This window comes from Pseudomonas lactucae (genome assembly GCF_016937615.1).
Lineage (GTDB): Bacteria > Pseudomonadota > Gammaproteobacteria > Pseudomonadales > Pseudomonadaceae > Aquipseudomonas > Aquipseudomonas lactucae.
In genome coordinates this window covers 1-16,478 of record NZ_JAFHKI010000124.1, presented here as the reverse complement: position 1 = coordinate 16,478, position 16,478 = coordinate 1, and the positions used below count along the sequence as shown (strand labels likewise).

15 protein-coding genes and 1 pseudogene are annotated in these 16,478 nt (G+C 61.0%); 8 read left to right on the top strand and 8 right to left on the bottom strand.

Features of this window, described 5'->3' with window-relative positions; all coding sequences use genetic code 11:
• Entirely contained in the window at window positions 1-1,788 is a 1,788-nt protein-coding gene (locus JWR98_RS21555) for an ATP-binding protein (protein ID WP_205491152.1), read from the top strand.
• Here the strand turns inward: JWR98_RS21555 and JWR98_RS21550 are convergent.
• The 6 genes and pseudogenes from JWR98_RS21550 to JWR98_RS29575 form a co-directional block, all read right to left on the bottom strand.
• Window positions 1,767-2,611 (bottom strand): annotated as a pseudogene (locus JWR98_RS21550) (N-acetylmuramoyl-L-alanine amidase). The gene JWR98_RS21555 and the pseudogene JWR98_RS21550 overlap by 22 nt on opposite strands.
• Window positions 2,612-2,699: 88 nt before the next feature.
• Complete coding sequence (locus JWR98_RS21545) at window positions 2,700-4,763, bottom strand: diguanylate cyclase (RefSeq protein ID WP_078735389.1); 2,064 nt, start codon at window positions 4,761-4,763, stop codon at window positions 2,700-2,702.
• On the bottom strand, window positions 4,760-5,638 hold the full coding sequence (locus JWR98_RS21540) for an endonuclease/exonuclease/phosphatase family protein (RefSeq protein ID WP_205491150.1): 879 nt from the start codon (window positions 5,636-5,638) through the stop codon (window positions 4,760-4,762). Before JWR98_RS21540 ends, JWR98_RS21545 begins: the two co-directional genes overlap by 4 nt.
• Before the next feature lie 10 nt (window positions 5,639-5,648).
• Window positions 5,649-6,284, bottom strand: coding sequence for a thiol:disulfide interchange protein DsbA (dsbA, locus tag JWR98_RS21535; RefSeq protein ID WP_078735387.1), 636 nt, complete (start codon window positions 6,282-6,284; stop codon window positions 5,649-5,651).
• A 168-nt stretch (window positions 6,285-6,452) separates the two neighbouring features.
• Window positions 6,453-7,064: a c-type cytochrome gene (locus tag JWR98_RS21530; protein WP_003170791.1), complete on the bottom strand. Its 612-nt coding sequence runs from the start codon at window positions 7,062-7,064 to the stop codon at window positions 6,453-6,455.
• A 33-nt stretch (window positions 7,065-7,097) separates the two neighbouring features.
• Window positions 7,098-7,307 carry a cytochrome gene (locus JWR98_RS29575; protein WP_225908814.1) on the bottom strand — a complete coding sequence of 70 codons (210 nt, stop codon included), beginning with the start codon at window positions 7,305-7,307 and terminating at the stop codon, window positions 7,098-7,100.
• Between the two features lie 204 nt (window positions 7,308-7,511).
• Here JWR98_RS29575 and yihA point away from each other — a divergent pair, with 204 nt between their 5' ends.
• The gene (gene yihA, locus JWR98_RS21525) at window positions 7,512-8,153 is read left to right on the top strand and encodes a ribosome biogenesis GTP-binding protein YihA/YsxC (protein WP_078735385.1); all 642 of its coding nucleotides are present in this window, start codon (window positions 7,512-7,514) and stop codon (window positions 8,151-8,153) included.
• A 270-nt stretch (window positions 8,154-8,423) separates the two neighbouring features.
• Here yihA and polA read toward each other — a convergent pair whose 3' ends face one another.
• A complete protein-coding gene (gene polA / locus JWR98_RS21520; protein WP_205491148.1) occupies window positions 8,424-11,219 on the bottom strand; it encodes a DNA polymerase I in 2,796 nt (931 codons plus the stop codon).
• Window positions 11,220-11,293: 74 nt separating this feature from the next.
• Between polA and JWR98_RS21515 the strand changes: the two genes are divergently transcribed.
• Together JWR98_RS21515 and JWR98_RS21510 are read left to right on the top strand one after the other, a co-directional pair.
• Complete coding sequence (locus tag JWR98_RS21515) at window positions 11,294-11,584, top strand: DUF2782 domain-containing protein (protein ID WP_017528747.1); 291 nt, start codon at window positions 11,294-11,296, stop codon at window positions 11,582-11,584.
• Between the two features lie 56 nt (window positions 11,585-11,640).
• Entirely contained in the window at window positions 11,641-12,594 is a 954-nt protein-coding gene (locus JWR98_RS21510) for a homoserine kinase (RefSeq protein WP_078735383.1), read from the top strand.
• Between the two features lie 13 nt (window positions 12,595-12,607).
• Here the strand turns inward: JWR98_RS21510 and JWR98_RS21505 are convergent, their stop codons facing one another.
• Window positions 12,608-13,537: a zinc ABC transporter substrate-binding protein gene (locus JWR98_RS21505; RefSeq protein WP_078735382.1), complete on the bottom strand. Its 930-nt coding sequence runs from the start codon at window positions 13,535-13,537 to the stop codon at window positions 12,608-12,610.
• A gap of 58 nt (window positions 13,538-13,595) precedes the next feature.
• On the opposite strand from JWR98_RS21505, the gene JWR98_RS21500 reads away from it, so the two are divergent.
• The 4 genes from JWR98_RS21500 to JWR98_RS21485 are packed head-to-tail and all read left to right on the top strand — an operon-like array spanning window position 13,596 to window position 16,401.
• The gene (locus tag JWR98_RS21500) at window positions 13,596-14,078 is read left to right on the top strand and encodes a Fur family transcriptional regulator (protein WP_425273208.1); all 483 of its coding nucleotides are present in this window, start codon (window positions 13,596-13,598) and stop codon (window positions 14,076-14,078) included.
• Complete coding sequence (gene znuC, locus JWR98_RS21495; protein ID WP_205491146.1) at window positions 14,078-14,863, top strand: zinc ABC transporter ATP-binding protein ZnuC; 786 nt, start codon at window positions 14,078-14,080, stop codon at window positions 14,861-14,863. The genes JWR98_RS21500 and znuC overlap by 1 nt, the downstream gene beginning before the upstream one ends.
• The gene (gene znuB, locus JWR98_RS21490; protein WP_003170780.1) at window positions 14,856-15,644 is read left to right on the top strand and encodes a zinc ABC transporter permease subunit ZnuB; all 789 of its coding nucleotides are present in this window, start codon (window positions 14,856-14,858) and stop codon (window positions 15,642-15,644) included. The genes znuC and znuB overlap by 8 nt, the downstream gene beginning before the upstream one ends.
• A gap of 37 nt (window positions 15,645-15,681) precedes the next feature.
• Window positions 15,682-16,401: a PA5502 family lipoprotein gene (locus tag JWR98_RS21485; protein ID WP_078735380.1), complete on the top strand. Its 720-nt coding sequence runs from the start codon at window positions 15,682-15,684 to the stop codon at window positions 16,399-16,401.
• Window positions 16,402-16,478: the final 77 nt, after the last annotated feature.

Genomic DNA, 16,478 nt, shown 5'->3' with positions numbered 1-16,478 from the left:
ATGAAGTTAGCGATGACACTGCGCACTCGGTTGTTCCTGAGCATCTCTGCGCTGATCACCGTCGCTCTGCTGGGATTGATCCTGGGCCTGGTCAGCGTCATGCAGATGGCCAAGACCCAGGAATCGCTGATTCGCAGCAATTTCGTCACCCTCGAACTGGGCCTGAAGCTGCGCCAAAGCCTGGGTGACCAATTGATTCTGATGCTTGAAGAGCGCCCCAACGCTCACGCATTCGAGGAATCCAAACAGCAGTATTTCGACTTGCTCAACCAGGGCATAGCCCATGAGCAGCAGGACGGCAGATCCAGTGGCTTCGCACGGGCGCGAATCGACTACCTGAACTTTCTCAAAGCCTATGACGAATCACAGCCCGCTTCACTGGTCAGCAGCAATAACGACAGACTCACCGAATCATTCAACGTACTGCGCAACGGCTTGATCGACGAACACAAGCGCGCACTGGAAACCATCAACCTCAGTGAGCGCAAGTCCCACGACCGAGCCTTATTGATCGCCGGGCTGATGGGGTTGGTGGGCCTGGCGGTGCTCATCATTGGCTTCGTCACCGCCCATGGCATCGCCCGGCGCTTCGGCGGTCCCATCGAAGCCTTGGCCAAGGCGGCGGACAGGATCGGGCAGGGCGATTTCGAGGTGACGCTGCCGATCTCGTCGGCCTCGGAAATGAACCAGTTGACCCGTCGCTTCGGCATCATGGCCGAAGCCTTGCGCCAGCATCAGGCAACCAATATCGACGAGCTGCTGGCCGGTCAACAGCGCCTGCAAGCGGTACTCGACAGCATCGACGACGGGCTGTTGATGATTGATCGCCAGGGCCGCCTGGAGCACCTCAACCCGGTTGCACAACGCCAGTTGGGCTGGGACGAGGAACGTCTCGGCCAGGGCCTGGGCGAAGCCCTCGTACGCCCGGAACTGGATGAGCAACTGCAGCTGGTGCTGCGCGGCGGCAACCTGGAGCGCGCACCGGACGATCTGGAAGTGGAGGTCGAGGGCGAATTGCGGTTGCTAACATACAGCCTGACACCGGTGAGCCATACCCAAGGGCATATTCTGGGCGCGGTGATGGTGCTGCATGACGTGACCGAACAGCGAGCGTTCGAGCGGGTACGCAGCGAGTTTGTACTGCGCGCCTCCCATGAACTGCGCACACCGGTAACCGGCATGCATATGGCCTTCGGACTGTTCCGTGAACGGGCGAAGTTTCCTGCCGAGTCTCGCGAGGCGGACCTGCTGGACACGGTCAACGAAGAAATGCAGCGCCTGATGCAGTTGATCAACGACTTGCTCAACTTCTCGCGCTACCAGAGCGGCCTACAGAAACTGACCCTGGGCCCCTGCGATGTCCCCGACCTGCTCGAACATGCACGGGCACGCTTTGTGGAGCCGGCCAAAGCGCAGAACATCGAACTGTTGGTAGAAGCCCAGGACGATCTGCCCCGACTGTACGCCGACCAGGCGCAGTTGGAGCGAGTGCTCGACAATTTGCTGGGCAATGCCTTGCGCCACACCGCGGACAGTGGGCAGATCCGGCTGCAGGCGCGCCGTCATGGCGAGCGTGTGATCATCAGCGTCGAGGACAACGGCGAAGGTATCGCCTATGGCCAGCAAGGTCGCATCTTTGAACCATTCGTCCAGGTCGGTCGCAAAAAAGGCGGCGCCGGCCTGGGGCTGGCCCTGTGCAAGGAGATCGTACAGTTGCACGGCGGCCGCATGGGCGTGTATTCGCGGCCGGGACAAGGCACCCAGTTCTACATGGCATTGCCGTTGTAGGAACTCGGCTTTTGGGGGGCCTCTGTCCCCTGGCGCAAGCAGGTTTGCTCGCCACAGTTCAGTGCACGCAGGATCGCAGCCGTTTCAGCATCCGGCGCACCATCGAACAACGTTGGCCGGAAGCGCATCTGGAACGCGGCGATCACATGGCGCGTGGCAACATCCAGCTCGCCGGTCTGGGGTGTCGGGTAGCCCAAGTGGGCCAACTCTTCCTGAAACCAGCTGGCACTTGGCGGCTCGGCGGCATATTGCGCCTGGAGACGTGCGACCGTCTGCGCATTCGGCCACACGCCGAGCCCTTCATCCGCCAGACGCTTCCAGGGGAACAACGACCCGGGTCCAGCTTGCGCAGCGGGGCGATATCGCTATGGCCGATGATGTTCCGGGGGTCGATGCCATTGCGCTTGCTGATGTCCTTGAGCAACACCACCAATGCTTTCACCTGCGCCTCGGAGTAGGGGTACCAGACCCGGCCGGTCGGCGTATCGCGGTAGCCGGGATTTACGATCTCGATACCGATAGAGCTGGAGTTGAGCCAGGTACGCCCCATCCACTCGCTCTCTCCGGCATGCCAGGCTCGCTGGCTTTCATCCACCAGCTTATAGATGGTCGCGCCAGCATCATCGCCGATCAGGTAATGGGCACTGACCTGGCCGTGGGTCAGCAGGGCCAGGGAGCGTTCAAGGTTGGTGGAGGTGTAGTGGACGACCACGAATTGCACGCGATTGTCGTGGTTCACCGAGGGGTGGCTGGTGTCCAGGCGCGGGCCACTGGCGCAGCCGGCGAGCAGGAAACATACACATGCAAAATACAAGGATTTCATGGCGGAAGACGTTACGCTGAAGACGATAATGCAACAGTGTAACGTACCGTTTGTGGCCCGGCGGTCAAATTACATAATGGAACATCTTTTACGCCGCCTGCACCTGGTTACGCCCGGCGGCCTTGGCTCGATACAACGCCTCGTCCGCTCGCTTGAGCGCCAGCTCACTGCGCTCACCCGACTGGAGCTGGGCCACGCCCATCGATACCGTGATCGTCACCGGCTCACCTTTGAAGTGGAATGGGCAAGCCTCGATCGCGTTGCGCAATACCTCACCCACCGCCAGCGCATCCGCCAAGGGTGAGTCAGGCATCAACAACACAAACTCTTCACCGCCAAAGCGCGCGATAAAGTCAGTCGGGCGCAGGCGCTTGCTCAGTACGTTGGCGATGATCTTCAGCACCTTGTCGCCGGCCAGATGACCGTAACCGTCGTTGATACGCTTGAAATGATCCAGGTCGAGCATCGCCAGCGACAGGCTGTTACCGCGCTGATGCCAGGCATTGACCTCCTGGTCGAGGCGCTCGCTCCAGGCGGCACGGTTGGGCAAACCGGTAAGCGGGTCGATCAAGGCTTTTTGGCGCTGCACTTCCAGGTGCTCGCGATAACCCTGAGCTTCCTGTTCCATATTGGCGACCCGTTCGGCCAGGCCTTTGAGACGAGCCGCCACCTCCTGCTCGCGCTGGTCACGTTGCTGCTGGTGCTCATCCATGGTACCGAGCAAGCCTTCAAGGTGGCTTTCCAGTACCTGCTTGAGACTGTCCAGATCGGCCGCTTCCTGCACGCTGTTTTGCAGGCCATCGACTTGTTCACGAATCTGCGTGTCCAGTTCCCGCGCAGCGGAACGGCTGTCGGCATGCCCCTCACTGGCCACCTGCAAGTGGCCCTGGAACGCTTCAAGACGCTCGTTGAGCTGTTTGAGGTACGCCTCGAATTCATGCTGACCGCTGTCGGTGACCGCCAGCATCAACACCGCCAGGTCGTCAAGGATTGGTAGCAGCTCGTACCAGTTCAAGCCATGGGCCAGGCGCTCGCGCATGGCTTCGGCCTGGGGGCGATGACGCTCGGGCAGGGCAAGCTCTTCCAGCAGCCCCATCAAAGTGTCTTCGATATGTTTGGCTACTGAGCTGTAGGACGGCTCCGGAGAATCCGGCAGGGAATAGGTACCGTCCGATTGCAATTCATCGGGGTCGCGCTCCTCGGTTTCCAGCACAGGGGGCAGCGAAAGGCTGCCGATTACCGTTTCATCCGGCGTTTCGACCGAAACCTCGGCTGTTTCGATAAAGGCGGCGAGGGCGCTTTCAGGGGTGGGCTCTTCGATCTGCGGCTCGGGCGCCTTGACCCCGACAGCGACTACCGCTTCTTTCACAGGCTCCACGGCTAAGTCCGTCTGCGCAGGCGGCTCGTACACAAACGTTTCGCTGACGACGTCGGCAATCTTGACGGGCGCTGTGGGGTCAGGCGGTGGGGCAACCGATGTTTCGGCCTGGGGCGCAAAGGCCCGCAAGGCTTGGGTAAGCTCTTCGGATTGCTCGGGTTCCGGCGGCACAGCGGCAGGCTTGGGTGCAGCGGGTTGCGGTGCAGGACCGGGCGCCGGATCGCTTGCCGGTTCATGGGTGACGTCTTTTGTACCAAACAAGCGTTGCAACAAGCCCGGCCCAGAGCGCGCAGTTTCAGCGTCGGGCTCCAGGTTATTCAGCGCTTGCCCTTGCAGGCCGCTCAACTCGCTGAGTAACAGGGGAATCTCGCGCGCCTGGCTGACGCGACCGTCCAACTGCTTGGCGAAGGTCTTCAGCGGGCGCGCCACTTCACGGGGCAGCGGCAGTTTTTGCAGCTGCGTGACCAGTGAGGTCAGGGCGGTGCTGATCTGGTCGATCCTGGTTTCGCGGCGCTGCTCCGAATCCAGCACGGCTTTTTCCAGGCGCGGCAGCAGGGCAGCCAGCGCAGCGTCCATGTCGTCGGTGCGCACGATGTCGCGCATTTCCTTCATGCACTGGTCAACCGCGCGGTCTGTGCCTTCAGCAGCCAGCGTGCTGCGCACCAACCCGCGACGCAGCAGGTCGAGGCGAGCGGCCCAGCGGCGTTCGAGCTTTTCTTGTTGCTCGATACTTAACAGGTATTTTTCTTTCCAGCGCTGGGCGTCGTCGCTCATGCAAGGGGTCCGCTGGTGCCTGGGTTCAACGCGGGCAACGCATCAACCGTGAGCGAACCCGGCAGACGAATCTCCACCGCGACCGGCAGGTGATCGGAGATGGGATGCGCAAGTACCTGCACACTTTCGAGAGTAAGGGTGGGGCTGAGCAGGATATGGTCCAGACAGCGTTGCGGGCGCCAGCTGGGAAACGTGGCTTCGACTTGCGGTGCCAGCAACCCAAGGTCACGCAACGGTGAATTCTGCAGCAGATCGGTGGCGTGGGTGTTCATGTCCCCCATCAGCACCTGATGCTTGTAGTTGCCAATCAGCTCACGCACGTACGCCAGTTGGAGGTTGCGGGTACGCCCCCCGAGTGCCAGGTGCATCATCACCACCACCAAGGCTTCCGGGCCCTCGCCAAAACGCACGAGAATTGCCCCGCGCCCCTTGGGGCCCGGCAACGGATGATCTTCGATGACCGTCGGTTTCAGGCGACTAAGCACACCATTGCTGTGCTGCGCCAGGCGACCGAGGTTGCGATTGAGCTGTTGGTACCAGTAGGGAAAGGCACCCAACTGGGCCAGGTGTTCAACCTGGTTGATATAGCCGGAACGCATGCTGCCGCCATCGGCCTCCTGCAGGGCGACCAGGTCGAAGTCATTCAACAGGTCGCCAATCTTCTGCAGGTTGCTGGTACGCCCCTTGTGGGGCAGCAGGTGCTGCCAGCCACGGGTGAGGTAGTGCCGATACTTCTCGGTACTGTTGCCCACCTGGATATTGAAGCTGAGCAGGCGCAGGCGACTGTCCGCCGGCAGGCCTGTGGATTCCAAGTGATGCTCATTGACCCGCGGTTCATGCAGGCCAACCCCACGTTCGGTGCCCCAGCGGCGCATAACGAGCCCCTTACTTGGCTGCGCGTTCTTTGGCGATCAGTTGGTCAGCCACATTGAGGGTCTGCTCAGGACCACCGGTGGTGCCCAGGTCGAAACGGTACTTGCCGTTGACGATCATGGTCGGTACGCCTTGCACGCCGTACTTCTGCGCCAGCTCCTTGGCCTGCTTGATCTGGCCCTGGATGGCGAAGGAGTTGAAGGTGGCCAGGAACTTGTCCTTGTCGACACCTTGAGTGGCAACAAAGTCAGCCATGTCTTCAGGTTTGGTCAGGCGTTTGCCTTGTTTCTGGATTGCGTCAAATACGGCGTTGTGGACCTTGTGCTCCACCCCCATGGCTTCCAGGGTGAGGAACAGTTGGCCGTGGGCATCCCATGGACCGCCGAACATCGCGGGGATGCGCTTGAAGTTCACGTCTTTCGGCAGTTTTTCAACCCATGGGTTGATGGTCGGTTCAAACGCGTAGCAATGCGGGCAGCCGTACCAGAACAGCTCCACCACTTCGATCTTTCCCGGCACCGAGACTGGCACTGGGTTGGCCAACTCAACGTAGGTTTTACCGGCTTCAAGCGGCACGTCGGCAGCTTGTGCAGTCATGCCGAAAAGGCTGGCAGTGACGAGAGCGGCGCTGAGGATCAGATTACGCATGCTTTACTCCTGGGCAAATAAAGTCGCCTCACGCGACCTTTAGGTGTGACAGGTCTACGCGGACATCAGTTCGTTAGTGTAACGGCACCGGCCACAAAAAAGGGCGGCCAAGGCCACCCTTTTTATGCTTGCATCGCGGGATTAATCGAGCGTTAACGTAGCACGCGCTTAGTGCAGGCCCTGGATGTAACTGGAGACCGCTGCGATGTCTTCGTCGCTCAGCTTGCGCGCGATGGTGCGCATGGTCATCGCATCCCCATCGTTGGCGCGACCGGCTTCTTCCTTGCGGAACTCGGTCAGCTGTTTGGCGATGTACGCAGCGTGCTGGCCACCCAGGTGCGGGAAGCCTGCTGCCGCATTGCCCGCGCCATTGGGCGAGTGGCAACCGGTACAGGCGGGAAGGCCTTTGTCCAGGTCACCGCCACGGAACAGCTTCTCTCCACGAGCAACGAGTTTTGGATCGGCAGCTCCCACGCTGCCTTTCTGGCTGGCAAAATACGCCGCGATATCCGCCAGGTCCTGATCGCTGAGGTTGGTCAGCAGGCCGGTCATTTCCAGCACCGTGCGCTTGCCGCTCTTGATATCCTGCATCTGCTTGGTCAGGTAACGCTCACCCTGGCCGGCCAGCTTGGGAAAGTTCGGCGCCGGGCTGTTGCCATCCGGTCCGTGGCAAGCACCACACACGGCGGCTTTCGCCTGGCCCGCTGTAGCGTCGCCTGCAGCATGGGCAACACCGGTGATGCCCAAGGTCAACAGCAGACTCACGATCAGTTTGTTCATCAGCTAATCCAACTACGGCTAAGGGTTTAAGAGTTATCTACCGGGTTTACTCACCATCAACCCAATGATGGCCTGGTAATCCTCAGTACTGCAGTCCATGCACAAACCACGCGGCGGCATTGCCTTGAAACCCTGCGGCGCGCGAGCATCAGCGCGACCTAAGCAAACTCGGTTGTACAGCACTCCTGGATCCTGTGTAGCCTGAGCGCCAAAAAGCGGGATCAGGACACCAAAAGCGCGCAACCATCAGGTCATACATCGACCTTTTCAGGGTTTGAGAGCGTTTTGCGTTCTAATGCGCAATAAAGGTCTATCGCTCTCGTGAACCTCATCCTTCGCTGGGACAAAGCACACACAAAATCTGCGGCATTATATACTGGCGCTACTGAAACGGAAACGACACCGCTTGCCGCACCCTTTCTCGGCACCGCCCACATCGGAAATCTCATGCAACTCAAGAATCCCATCCTCGGCCTGTGCCAACAGTCCACGTTCATGCTCAGCGCCGCCAAAGTGGACCAATGCCCCGATGACGAAGGCTTTGAAGTCGCCTTTGCCGGCCGTTCCAACGCCGGCAAGTCCAGCGCGCTGAACACCCTGACCCATGCGAGCCTGGCGCGCACCTCGAAAACCCCGGGCCGCACGCAACTGCTCAATTTCTTCAAGCTAGACGATGATCGGCGTCTGGTCGACCTGCCGGGCTACGGATATGCAAAAGTACCTATCCCACTGAAGCTGCACTGGCAGCGTCACCTGGAGGCTTACCTGGGTGGCCGGGAGAGTTTGAAGGGGTTGATTCTGATGATGGACATCCGTCATCCAATGACCGACTTCGACCTGTTGATGCTCGATTGGGCGGTCGCCAGCGGCATGCCGATGCATATCCTGCTGACCAAGGCCGACAAGCTGACCTACGGCGCGGCCAAGAACACCCTGCTCAAAGTGCAGTCCGAAATCCGCAAAGGCTGGGGTGATGCGATCACTATCCAGTTGTTCTCGGCGCCCAAGCGCATGGGCCTGGAAGACGCTTACACCGTGCTGGCCGGCTGGATGGAATTGGCGGATAAGGGCACGGAAATCGCTGAATAACTTTTCTGCAGGCAAAAAAAACCCCGGACTTCGTATGGGGAGGGGAAGTTCGGGGTTCAAGTTCCGGACCGCTAGGGCGGGGTCCAGATATCTGCCAACACTTAACACAACATAGGAGCATTGAAGGGCTTCACCACCCATTCAGTAACTCTGAGTGGCGGTTCACGGGTTAAGTTCCGACCGCTTCGAAAAACTATTGGAAATAACTGACGACGGTTTCCGACATAAAGCGCTCTGCCACCACGCCCGGTGGTGGCCTCACCCCCGAAATCAGTGCGCTTCGTCCCAGTTATCGCCCACGCCCACTTCCACCAGCAGCGGCACGTCCAACTGCGCTGCAGCGCTCATGTGTTCACGGACTTTCTCGCTGACTTCGGCAACCAGGTCTTCACGCACTTCGAGCACCAGTTCGTCGTGCACCTGCAGGATTACCTTGGCGTCCAGGCCCGAAGCCGTCAGCCAGTTATCCACCCGCACCATGGCTTTCTTGATGATGTCGGCCGCCGTGCCCTGCATCGGCGCGTTGATCGCGGTACGTTCCGCGGCCGCACGCTCTTGAGGCTTGTTGGAGTGGATGTCCGGCAAGTACAGCCGACGGCCGAAGAACGTCTCCACATAACCCTGATCGGAAGCCTGGGCGCGGGTACGCTCCATGTATTCGCGAACCCCGGGGTAGCGCGCGAAGTACACGTCGATATACGCCTTGGCGGTCTTGGTATCGACCCCAATGTCCTTGCCCAGCTTTTGCGCGCCCATGCCGTAGATCAGGCCGAAGTTGATCGCCTTGGCGCTGCGACGCTGATCGGACGTGACCTCGCCCAACTCAACCTTGAACACCTCGGCAGCGGTGGCCGCGTGCACATCCAGGTTATGGCGGAAGGCGTTCATCAACCCTTCGTCCTTGGACAGGTGCGCCATGATGCGCAACTCGATCTGCGAATAGTCCGCCGCCAGCAGTTTGTAGCCTTTGGGTGCAACAAACGCCTGGCGAATGCGCCGCCCTTCAGCCGTGCGCACCGGGATATTCTGCAGGTTCGGATCGCTCGAAGACAGACGACCGGTGGCCGCCACCGCCTGCTGGTAAGACGTGTGGATACGCCCGGTACGAGGGTTGATCTGCTCCGGCAGGCGGTCGGTGTAGGTGCTTTTGAGCTTGCTCATGCTGCGGTACTGCATCAGCACCTTGGGCAGCGGATAGTCATCTTCGGCCAGCTTGGCCAGCACGTCTTCAGCGGTGGACGCCTGCCCTTTACCGGTCTTCTTCAGCACCGGCATCCCCAGCTTCTCGTAGAGGATCGCCCCCAATTGCTTGGGGGACCCCAGGTTGAATGCCTCACCGGCGATTTCGAAGGCTTGACGCTCCAATTCCACCATTTTGTTGCCCAGCTCGATGCTCTGGACACCCAGCAACTGCGCATCCACCAACGCCCCCTGACGCTCGATGCGTGCCAGCACCGGCACCAATGGCATCTCGATATCCGTCAGCACACTGGCCAGGCTCGGGATAGCGGCCAGTTGCGCATGCAGCGCCTGGTGCAAACGCAGGGTCACATCGGCATCTTCGGCCGCATACGGGCCGGCCTGTTCAAGCGCGATCTGGTCAAACGTAAGCTGCTTGGCGCCCTTGCCGGCGATGTCCTGGAAACTGACCGTGTCGTAGTCCAGGTACTTCTTGGCCAGGCTGTCCATGTCGTGACGGGTTGCGGTGGCATTGAGCACATAGGATTCGAGCATGGTATCGAACGCGATGCCTTGCACAGTGATGCCCTGCGCGGGGTCGCCATCGATGGCGCAGTTGGCCAGGATGTTCATGTCGAACTTGGCGTGCTGGCCGATCTTGAGTTTGGTCGGGTCTTCAAGCAATGGCTTCAACGCCCGCAGCACCGTGTCACGATCCAACTGGTCCGGCACGCCGATGTAGGCATGGGTCAGCGGGATGTAGGCCGCTTCATGGGGCTGGACGGCAAAGGAAACCCCGACCAATTGCGCCTGATGGGCGTCGATGCCGGTGGTTTCGGTGTCGAAGGCAAACAGCTTCGCGTCGTTGAGTTTCTTCAGCCAAAGGTCGAAGGTGGCCTGGTCGAGGATGGTGGTATAGATCGCCTCCACCGGCACGGATATCACCGCCTCGACCGACACGTCGACGACAGGCGCGACCTCGTTTGCCGTCTTGAGCTCAACCCGCTTGGTATCGCGCTGGATCTCGTCGTACCAGCTCTTGAACTCGAGCAGGGTGTACAACTCAAGCAGCTTTTCACGATCAGGCTCGATCAGGTGCAGGTCATCCAGGCCCACGTCCAGCGGCACGTCGATCTTGATCGTCGCCAACTGGTACGACAGGAAGGCCATTTCCTTGTGCTCTTCCAGCTTGGCCGGCAGCGTCTTGGCGCCGCGGATCGGCAGGGTCGGCACGATATCGAGCTGCTCATAAAGCTCTTTGAGTCCGCCATTCACGCCCACCAGCAAGCCGGAAGCCGTCTTCGGCCCAATGCCCGGAACACCTGGAATGTTGTCGGACGAATCGCCCATCAGCGCCAGATAGTCGATGATCTGCTCCGGAGCGACGCCAAATTTCTCCTTTACGCCGTCCACGTCCATGGCGCTACCGGTCATGGTGTTGACCAAGGTAATGTGCCCGTCGACCAGTTGCGCCATGTCCTTGTCGCCGGTGGAAATCACCACCGGACGGTCGGCGGCCGCGCTGCTGCGGGCCAGGGTGCCGATCACGTCATCGGCCTCGACGCCTTCGACGCACAGTAACGGAAAGCCCAGGGCGATTACGCTCTGGTGCAGGGGTTCGATCTGCAGGCGCATGTCATCGGGCATGCTCGGGCGGTTGGCCTTGTATTCGGCGTACATGTCGTCGCGAAAGGTCCCGCCCTTGGCGTCGAACACCACCGCGAAAGGACTGTCCGGGTACTGCTTGCGCAGGCTCTTGAGCATGTTCAACACGCCCTTGACCGCACCGGTCGGCATGCCTTTGGAGGTGGTCAACGGTGGCAGCGCGTGGAAGGCGCGGTACAGGTAAGAAGAACCGTCCACCAGGACGAGGGGCGCTTGGCTCATGAGCAGGATCAACCTTTTCGGCGGGTCTGGCGCTAGAATAGCCGGACCAATGAAAACAAAGGGACAAGGTTATCATGCGTACATTCAATCGCCTGCTGTTGACTGGCTTGATTGCACTCGCTCCGATGGCTGCCATGGCGGCAGACGATGCCCCTTCGGGCGATCCGGAAGTAACTATTCGCACGGAAGGCGACAAGACCATCCAGGAATACCGCCAAAACGGCTTCCTGTACGCCATCAAGGTCACTCCGAAGGGGGCGCCACCGTACTTCCTGGTGCGCGCGGACGGAACCGACGCGAACTTCATCCGCTCTGACCAGCCGGATATGCTGATCCCGTCATGGAAGATCTTCGAATGGAAATGATTTCTTAACTTCAATTGGCGCCGTGCAGTACGGCGCCCGTACTGGCAGTTTTAACCATGTCTGTGTTCACCCCCCTGGCTCGGCCCGAGCTGGAAACCTTTCTCGCCCCATACGGGCTCGGCCGCCTGCTTGATTTCCAGGGGATTGCCGCTGGTAGCGAAAACACCAATTTCTTTATCAGCCTGGAACAGGGCGAGTACGTCCTGACCCTGGTTGAACGCGGCCCGGTGGCGGAAATGCCATTTTTCATCGAACTGCTCGACGTGCTCCACGCCGCCGACCTGCCGGTGCCCTACGCCCTGCGCACCACCGATGGCGTGGCCTTGCGCGAACTGGCCGGCAAACCGGCACTGCTGCAACCACGCCTGGCCGGCAAGCACATCAAGGAGGCCAATGCGCAACATTGCACCCAGGTGGGCGACCTGCTGGGCCATCTGCACTTGGCGACGCAAGGCAATAAAGTACTGGAGCGCAAGACTGATCGCGGCCTGGACTGGATGCTCAGCGAAGGCGCGCAGCTGATTTCGCACTTGAGCGAGGCACAGCAAAGCCTGCTGCACGCTGCATTGACTGAAATCGAAGCCCACAAGGCCGAAATTCTCGCCCTGCCGCGCGCCAATGTGCATGCCGACCTATTCCGCGACAACGCCATGTTCGAAGGCACGCACCTGACGGGCTTGATCGACTTCTACAACGCCTGCTCCGGGCCGATGCTGTACGACGTGGCCATCGCCCTGAATGACTGGTGCTCGGACGCCGATGGCGTGATCGACGGGCAGCGCGCCCGTGCCTTGCTGGGGGCGTATGCCGGGCTGCGGCCGTTTACAGCGAAGGAAGCGGAACTGTGGCCGACCATGCTGCGCGTGGCATGCGTGCGGTTCTGGCTGTCACGCCTGATCGCCGCTGAATCGTTTGCCGGACAGGATGTGTTGATTCACGACCCAGCGGAGTTCGAGCATCGCCTGGCACAACGTCAGCAGGTTACGATCCAGCTGCCTTTCGCGCTCTGATCTTCGTTAAACCTTACAACGACTCCAGGCACCCGGCCAAGTCGTTCCCCAGTTTATCCAGCACCTGCTCATAGCCTTGAGCAGTGGCCGGTGTATAACCGCCCAACGCATCCAACTCCGCCAGCTTCACCGGCAACCCCGCCACCAGTGTCTCGGCCAAACGCGGACGCAAGGGCGGCTCACTGAACACGCAAGTCTTGCCCACTTCCTGCAAACGCGCGCGCATCGCAGCTACGTGCTGGGCGCCCGGCTGCACTTCGGCAGCGACACTGAATACGCCGGCATGCTTCAAGCCATAAGCGTCTTCGAAGTAATCAAAGGCTTCGTGGAACACAAAGTAAGGTTTGCCATCGACGGAGGCCAGACGCTTTTTCAGCCGCGCATCCAACGCATCCAGGCGCCCTGCAAAGGCCTTCGCATTGCTCTGATAACGCTCGGCGTTCGCCGGATCAGCCTGGCTGAGGTCCGCCGCCATGCGCGCCGCGATCACCCGCGCATTCACCGTGGACAGCCACAAATGGGCATCGACGCTGCCTGGACGGTGATCATGGTCATGTTCGTCGGCATCATCGGCGTGGGAATGGCTATCTTCGCCGAAACGACGCAATTTCATGCCCGGCAGGTCCTGCACCGCAACCGTCGGCGCCGTACGGCCTGCCAGTACGCGCGGCAGGAAGGTCTCCATATCCGGCCCGATCCAATACAGCAGTTCCACCGACTGCACACGCCGTACGTCGGATGGACGCAGCGCGAAGTTATGCGGCGACGCACCCGGCGGCAATAACACCTCCGGCACCGCCACACCGTCCTGCACCGCAGCGGCAATCAACTGCAATGGCTTGATGCTGGTCAACACCCTGACCTCGGCCTGAGCCAGGCCTGCGATGAACAAACTGGTGACAAATACGACAAAAACGGGAAAAAGTCGGGACACGATGACCACTCAATGGCGTAGGAACGGGTAACATAATAACGTCTCTATCAAATATCTGTCGCCGCTCATGCCTATAACACCGCTTGCCAGCCGTCCCCACGATCACTCTCACTGCGTGCACATTGCGCTGTCGGAGGCCGACACCCTGTGCACACAGAAGGGTTTGCGCCTGACCGCCTTGCGCCGCCGCGTGCTGGAACTGGTGTGGCAGAGCCACAAGCCGCTGGGCGCCTACGACATCCTGGGTGTGCTCAGCGAGCAGGACGGCCGCCGCGCCGCGCCGCCAACCGTGTACCGCGCGCTGGACTTCCTGCTGGAGAACGGCTTGGTGCATCGCATCGCCTCACTCAACGCGTTTGTCGGCTGCAACCACCCGGAACATGCGCATCAGGGCCAGTTCCTGATCTGCCGCGAGTGCCACGCCGCCATCGAACTTGAACAAAAAAGCATCAGCGACGCCATTATCAAGAGTTCTGCCGACGTGGGCTTCAAGGTCGAAGGGCAGACCGTCGAAGTGGTCGGCCTGTGCTCCGGATGCCAGGGGGCTTGATGAACAACGCGTTAATCCGCCTGGAGCAGGTTGGCGTCACGTTCGCAGGGCAAAACGTGCTGGATAACATCGCGCTGAGCGTGGAACCGGGGCAGATCGTCACGCTGATCGGCCCCAATGGCGCCGGCAAAACCACCCTGGTCCGTGCCGTGCTCGGCCTGCTCAAACCCGACAGCGGCAGTGTGTGGCGCAAACCCAGGCTGCGCGTCGGCTATATGCCGCAGAAACTGCACGTCGACCCGACCCTGCCGCTGTCCGTGCTGCGCTTCCTGCGGCTGGTGCCCGGTGTGGATCGCGCCCGTGCGCAGGCCGCGCTCAAGGAAGTCGGCGCCGAGCAGGTGATCGATAGCCCGGTGCAAAGCATCTCCGGCGGTGAAATGCAGCGCGTGCTGCTGGCCCGTGCCCTGCTGCGCGAGCCAGAACTGCTGGTACTCGATGAACCCGTGCAAGGCGTCGACGTCGCAGGCCAGGCCGAGCTGTACAGCCTCATCACCCGCCTGCGCGACCGCCATGGCTGCGGCGTGCTGATGGTCTCCCATGATTTGCACCTGGTGATGAGCACCACCGACCAGGTGGTATGCCTCAACCGCCACGTGTGCTGTTCCGGCCACCCGGAACAGGTCAGCGGCGACCCGGCATTCGTCGAGTTGTTCGGCAAGAACGCCCAGAGCCTGGCGATCTACCACCACCATCACGACCACGCCCATGACCTGCATGGCGCAGTTGTGGACGATAGCGTGACACCCCACACCCACGTTCATGGAGATGGCTGCAAGCATGGCTGATTTTCTGCTCTACGCCCTGCTGGCAGGCTTGGCTTTGGCGTTGGTGGCGGGCCCATTGGGCTCGTTCGTCGTCTGGCGACGCATGGCCTATTTTGGCGACACCTTGTCCCACGCCGCGCTATTGGGCGTGGCCATGGGCTTCTTGCTGGACGTGAGCCCGACCATCGCCGTGACCGTGGGCTGCCTGCTGCTGGCGGTGCTGCTGGTGACCTTGCAACAGCGTCAGCCGCTGGCCTCGGACACATTGCTCGGCATTCTGGCGCCGAGTACCTTGTCCCTGGGCCTGGTGGTGCTGAGTTTCATGCATGAAGTGCGCATCGACCTGATGGCCTACCTGTTCGGCGACCTGCTGGCGATCAGCCCTACCGATCTGGCATGGATTCTCGGCGGCAGCGCCGCAGTGCTAGTGCTGCTGGTGGTGCTGTGGCGGCCCTTGCTGGCAATCACGGTGCATGAAGAGCTGGCCAAGGTCGAAGGCTTGCCCGTATCGGGCCTGCGCATGGCCCTGATGTTGCTCATCGCCGTGGTGATCGCTGTCGCGATGAAGATTGTCGGCGTATTGTTGATCACATCGCTGTTGATCATTCCCGCCGCCGCCGCCCAGCGCCACGCCCGTTCACCGGAGCAGATGGCGATCGGCGCCAGCCTGCTGGGGATGCTCGCCGTGTGTGGCGGCCTGGCACTGTCGTGGTTCAAGGACACGCCGGCCGGGCCATCGATTGTGGTCGCAGCCGCCGCCCTGTTTCTGCTGAGTTTTGTTCTGCCCCGTCGAGGGGTGTAGACTTGCTCGCTTTTTGCGCAAATAGAGAGTCGCAGGAATGAAGCCGTTCACCTCCCGTTATCTGCTCCTTGCCGCATTTTCCTTGCTGCTGGGCGCCTGTCAAAGCACACCGCCCGCCGCCCCCGAGGCCACGGACCCACGTGCTGCGGCCATCGCGCAGCTGGAGCAAAACCTGGCCAGCAGCGAGCTGGCCACCGCCGAAGACCAGCTGGCGGCATTGCAGGCCCAGTCGCCCAACGACCCGACACTGGAGCCCTACCAGCGCCAATTGGCCGAAGCCTACCTGCAGCGCAGTCAGATCGTGCTGCAAAAGGGCGACGTCAACGCCGCCGCCACCGCCCTGAGCCGCGCCCGCGCCTTGATGCCCAAGGCTCCCGCGCTGACCGGCGGCGTCAACAGCGCCATCACCCACGCACGCAAAGTCGAGCTGGATAAAGCCGAGGAAGCCCTCAAAGCCGCCGAAGCCAAGCCGGCCGCCAAAGTCATCGACCCGGCGGCGCCCAGTACCACCGTGGCGTTGAACCTCACCGATATCGAAGAACTTCGCCATCAACTGGATGCGATCGCCACCGACGTGGTGAATTACCAGTGCGATGTGAGCATCCAGGCGCCACGCACCGAGGATTACCCGTGGCTGGCCACGTTGCTGACCAAACGGGTGAAACGCATCGATTCGGGGTATGACCTGAAGATTCACCGGCAGATCCTGAAGAAGGTCCCGGCGCAGATCGTGCTGATCCCGCGCAAGGCGGACTAAAGCATTGGGAGCAAGTCGAATCGTCGCACCGCCCCTCCCACATTTTGAACGGTGGACACATTCAAAATGTGGGAGGG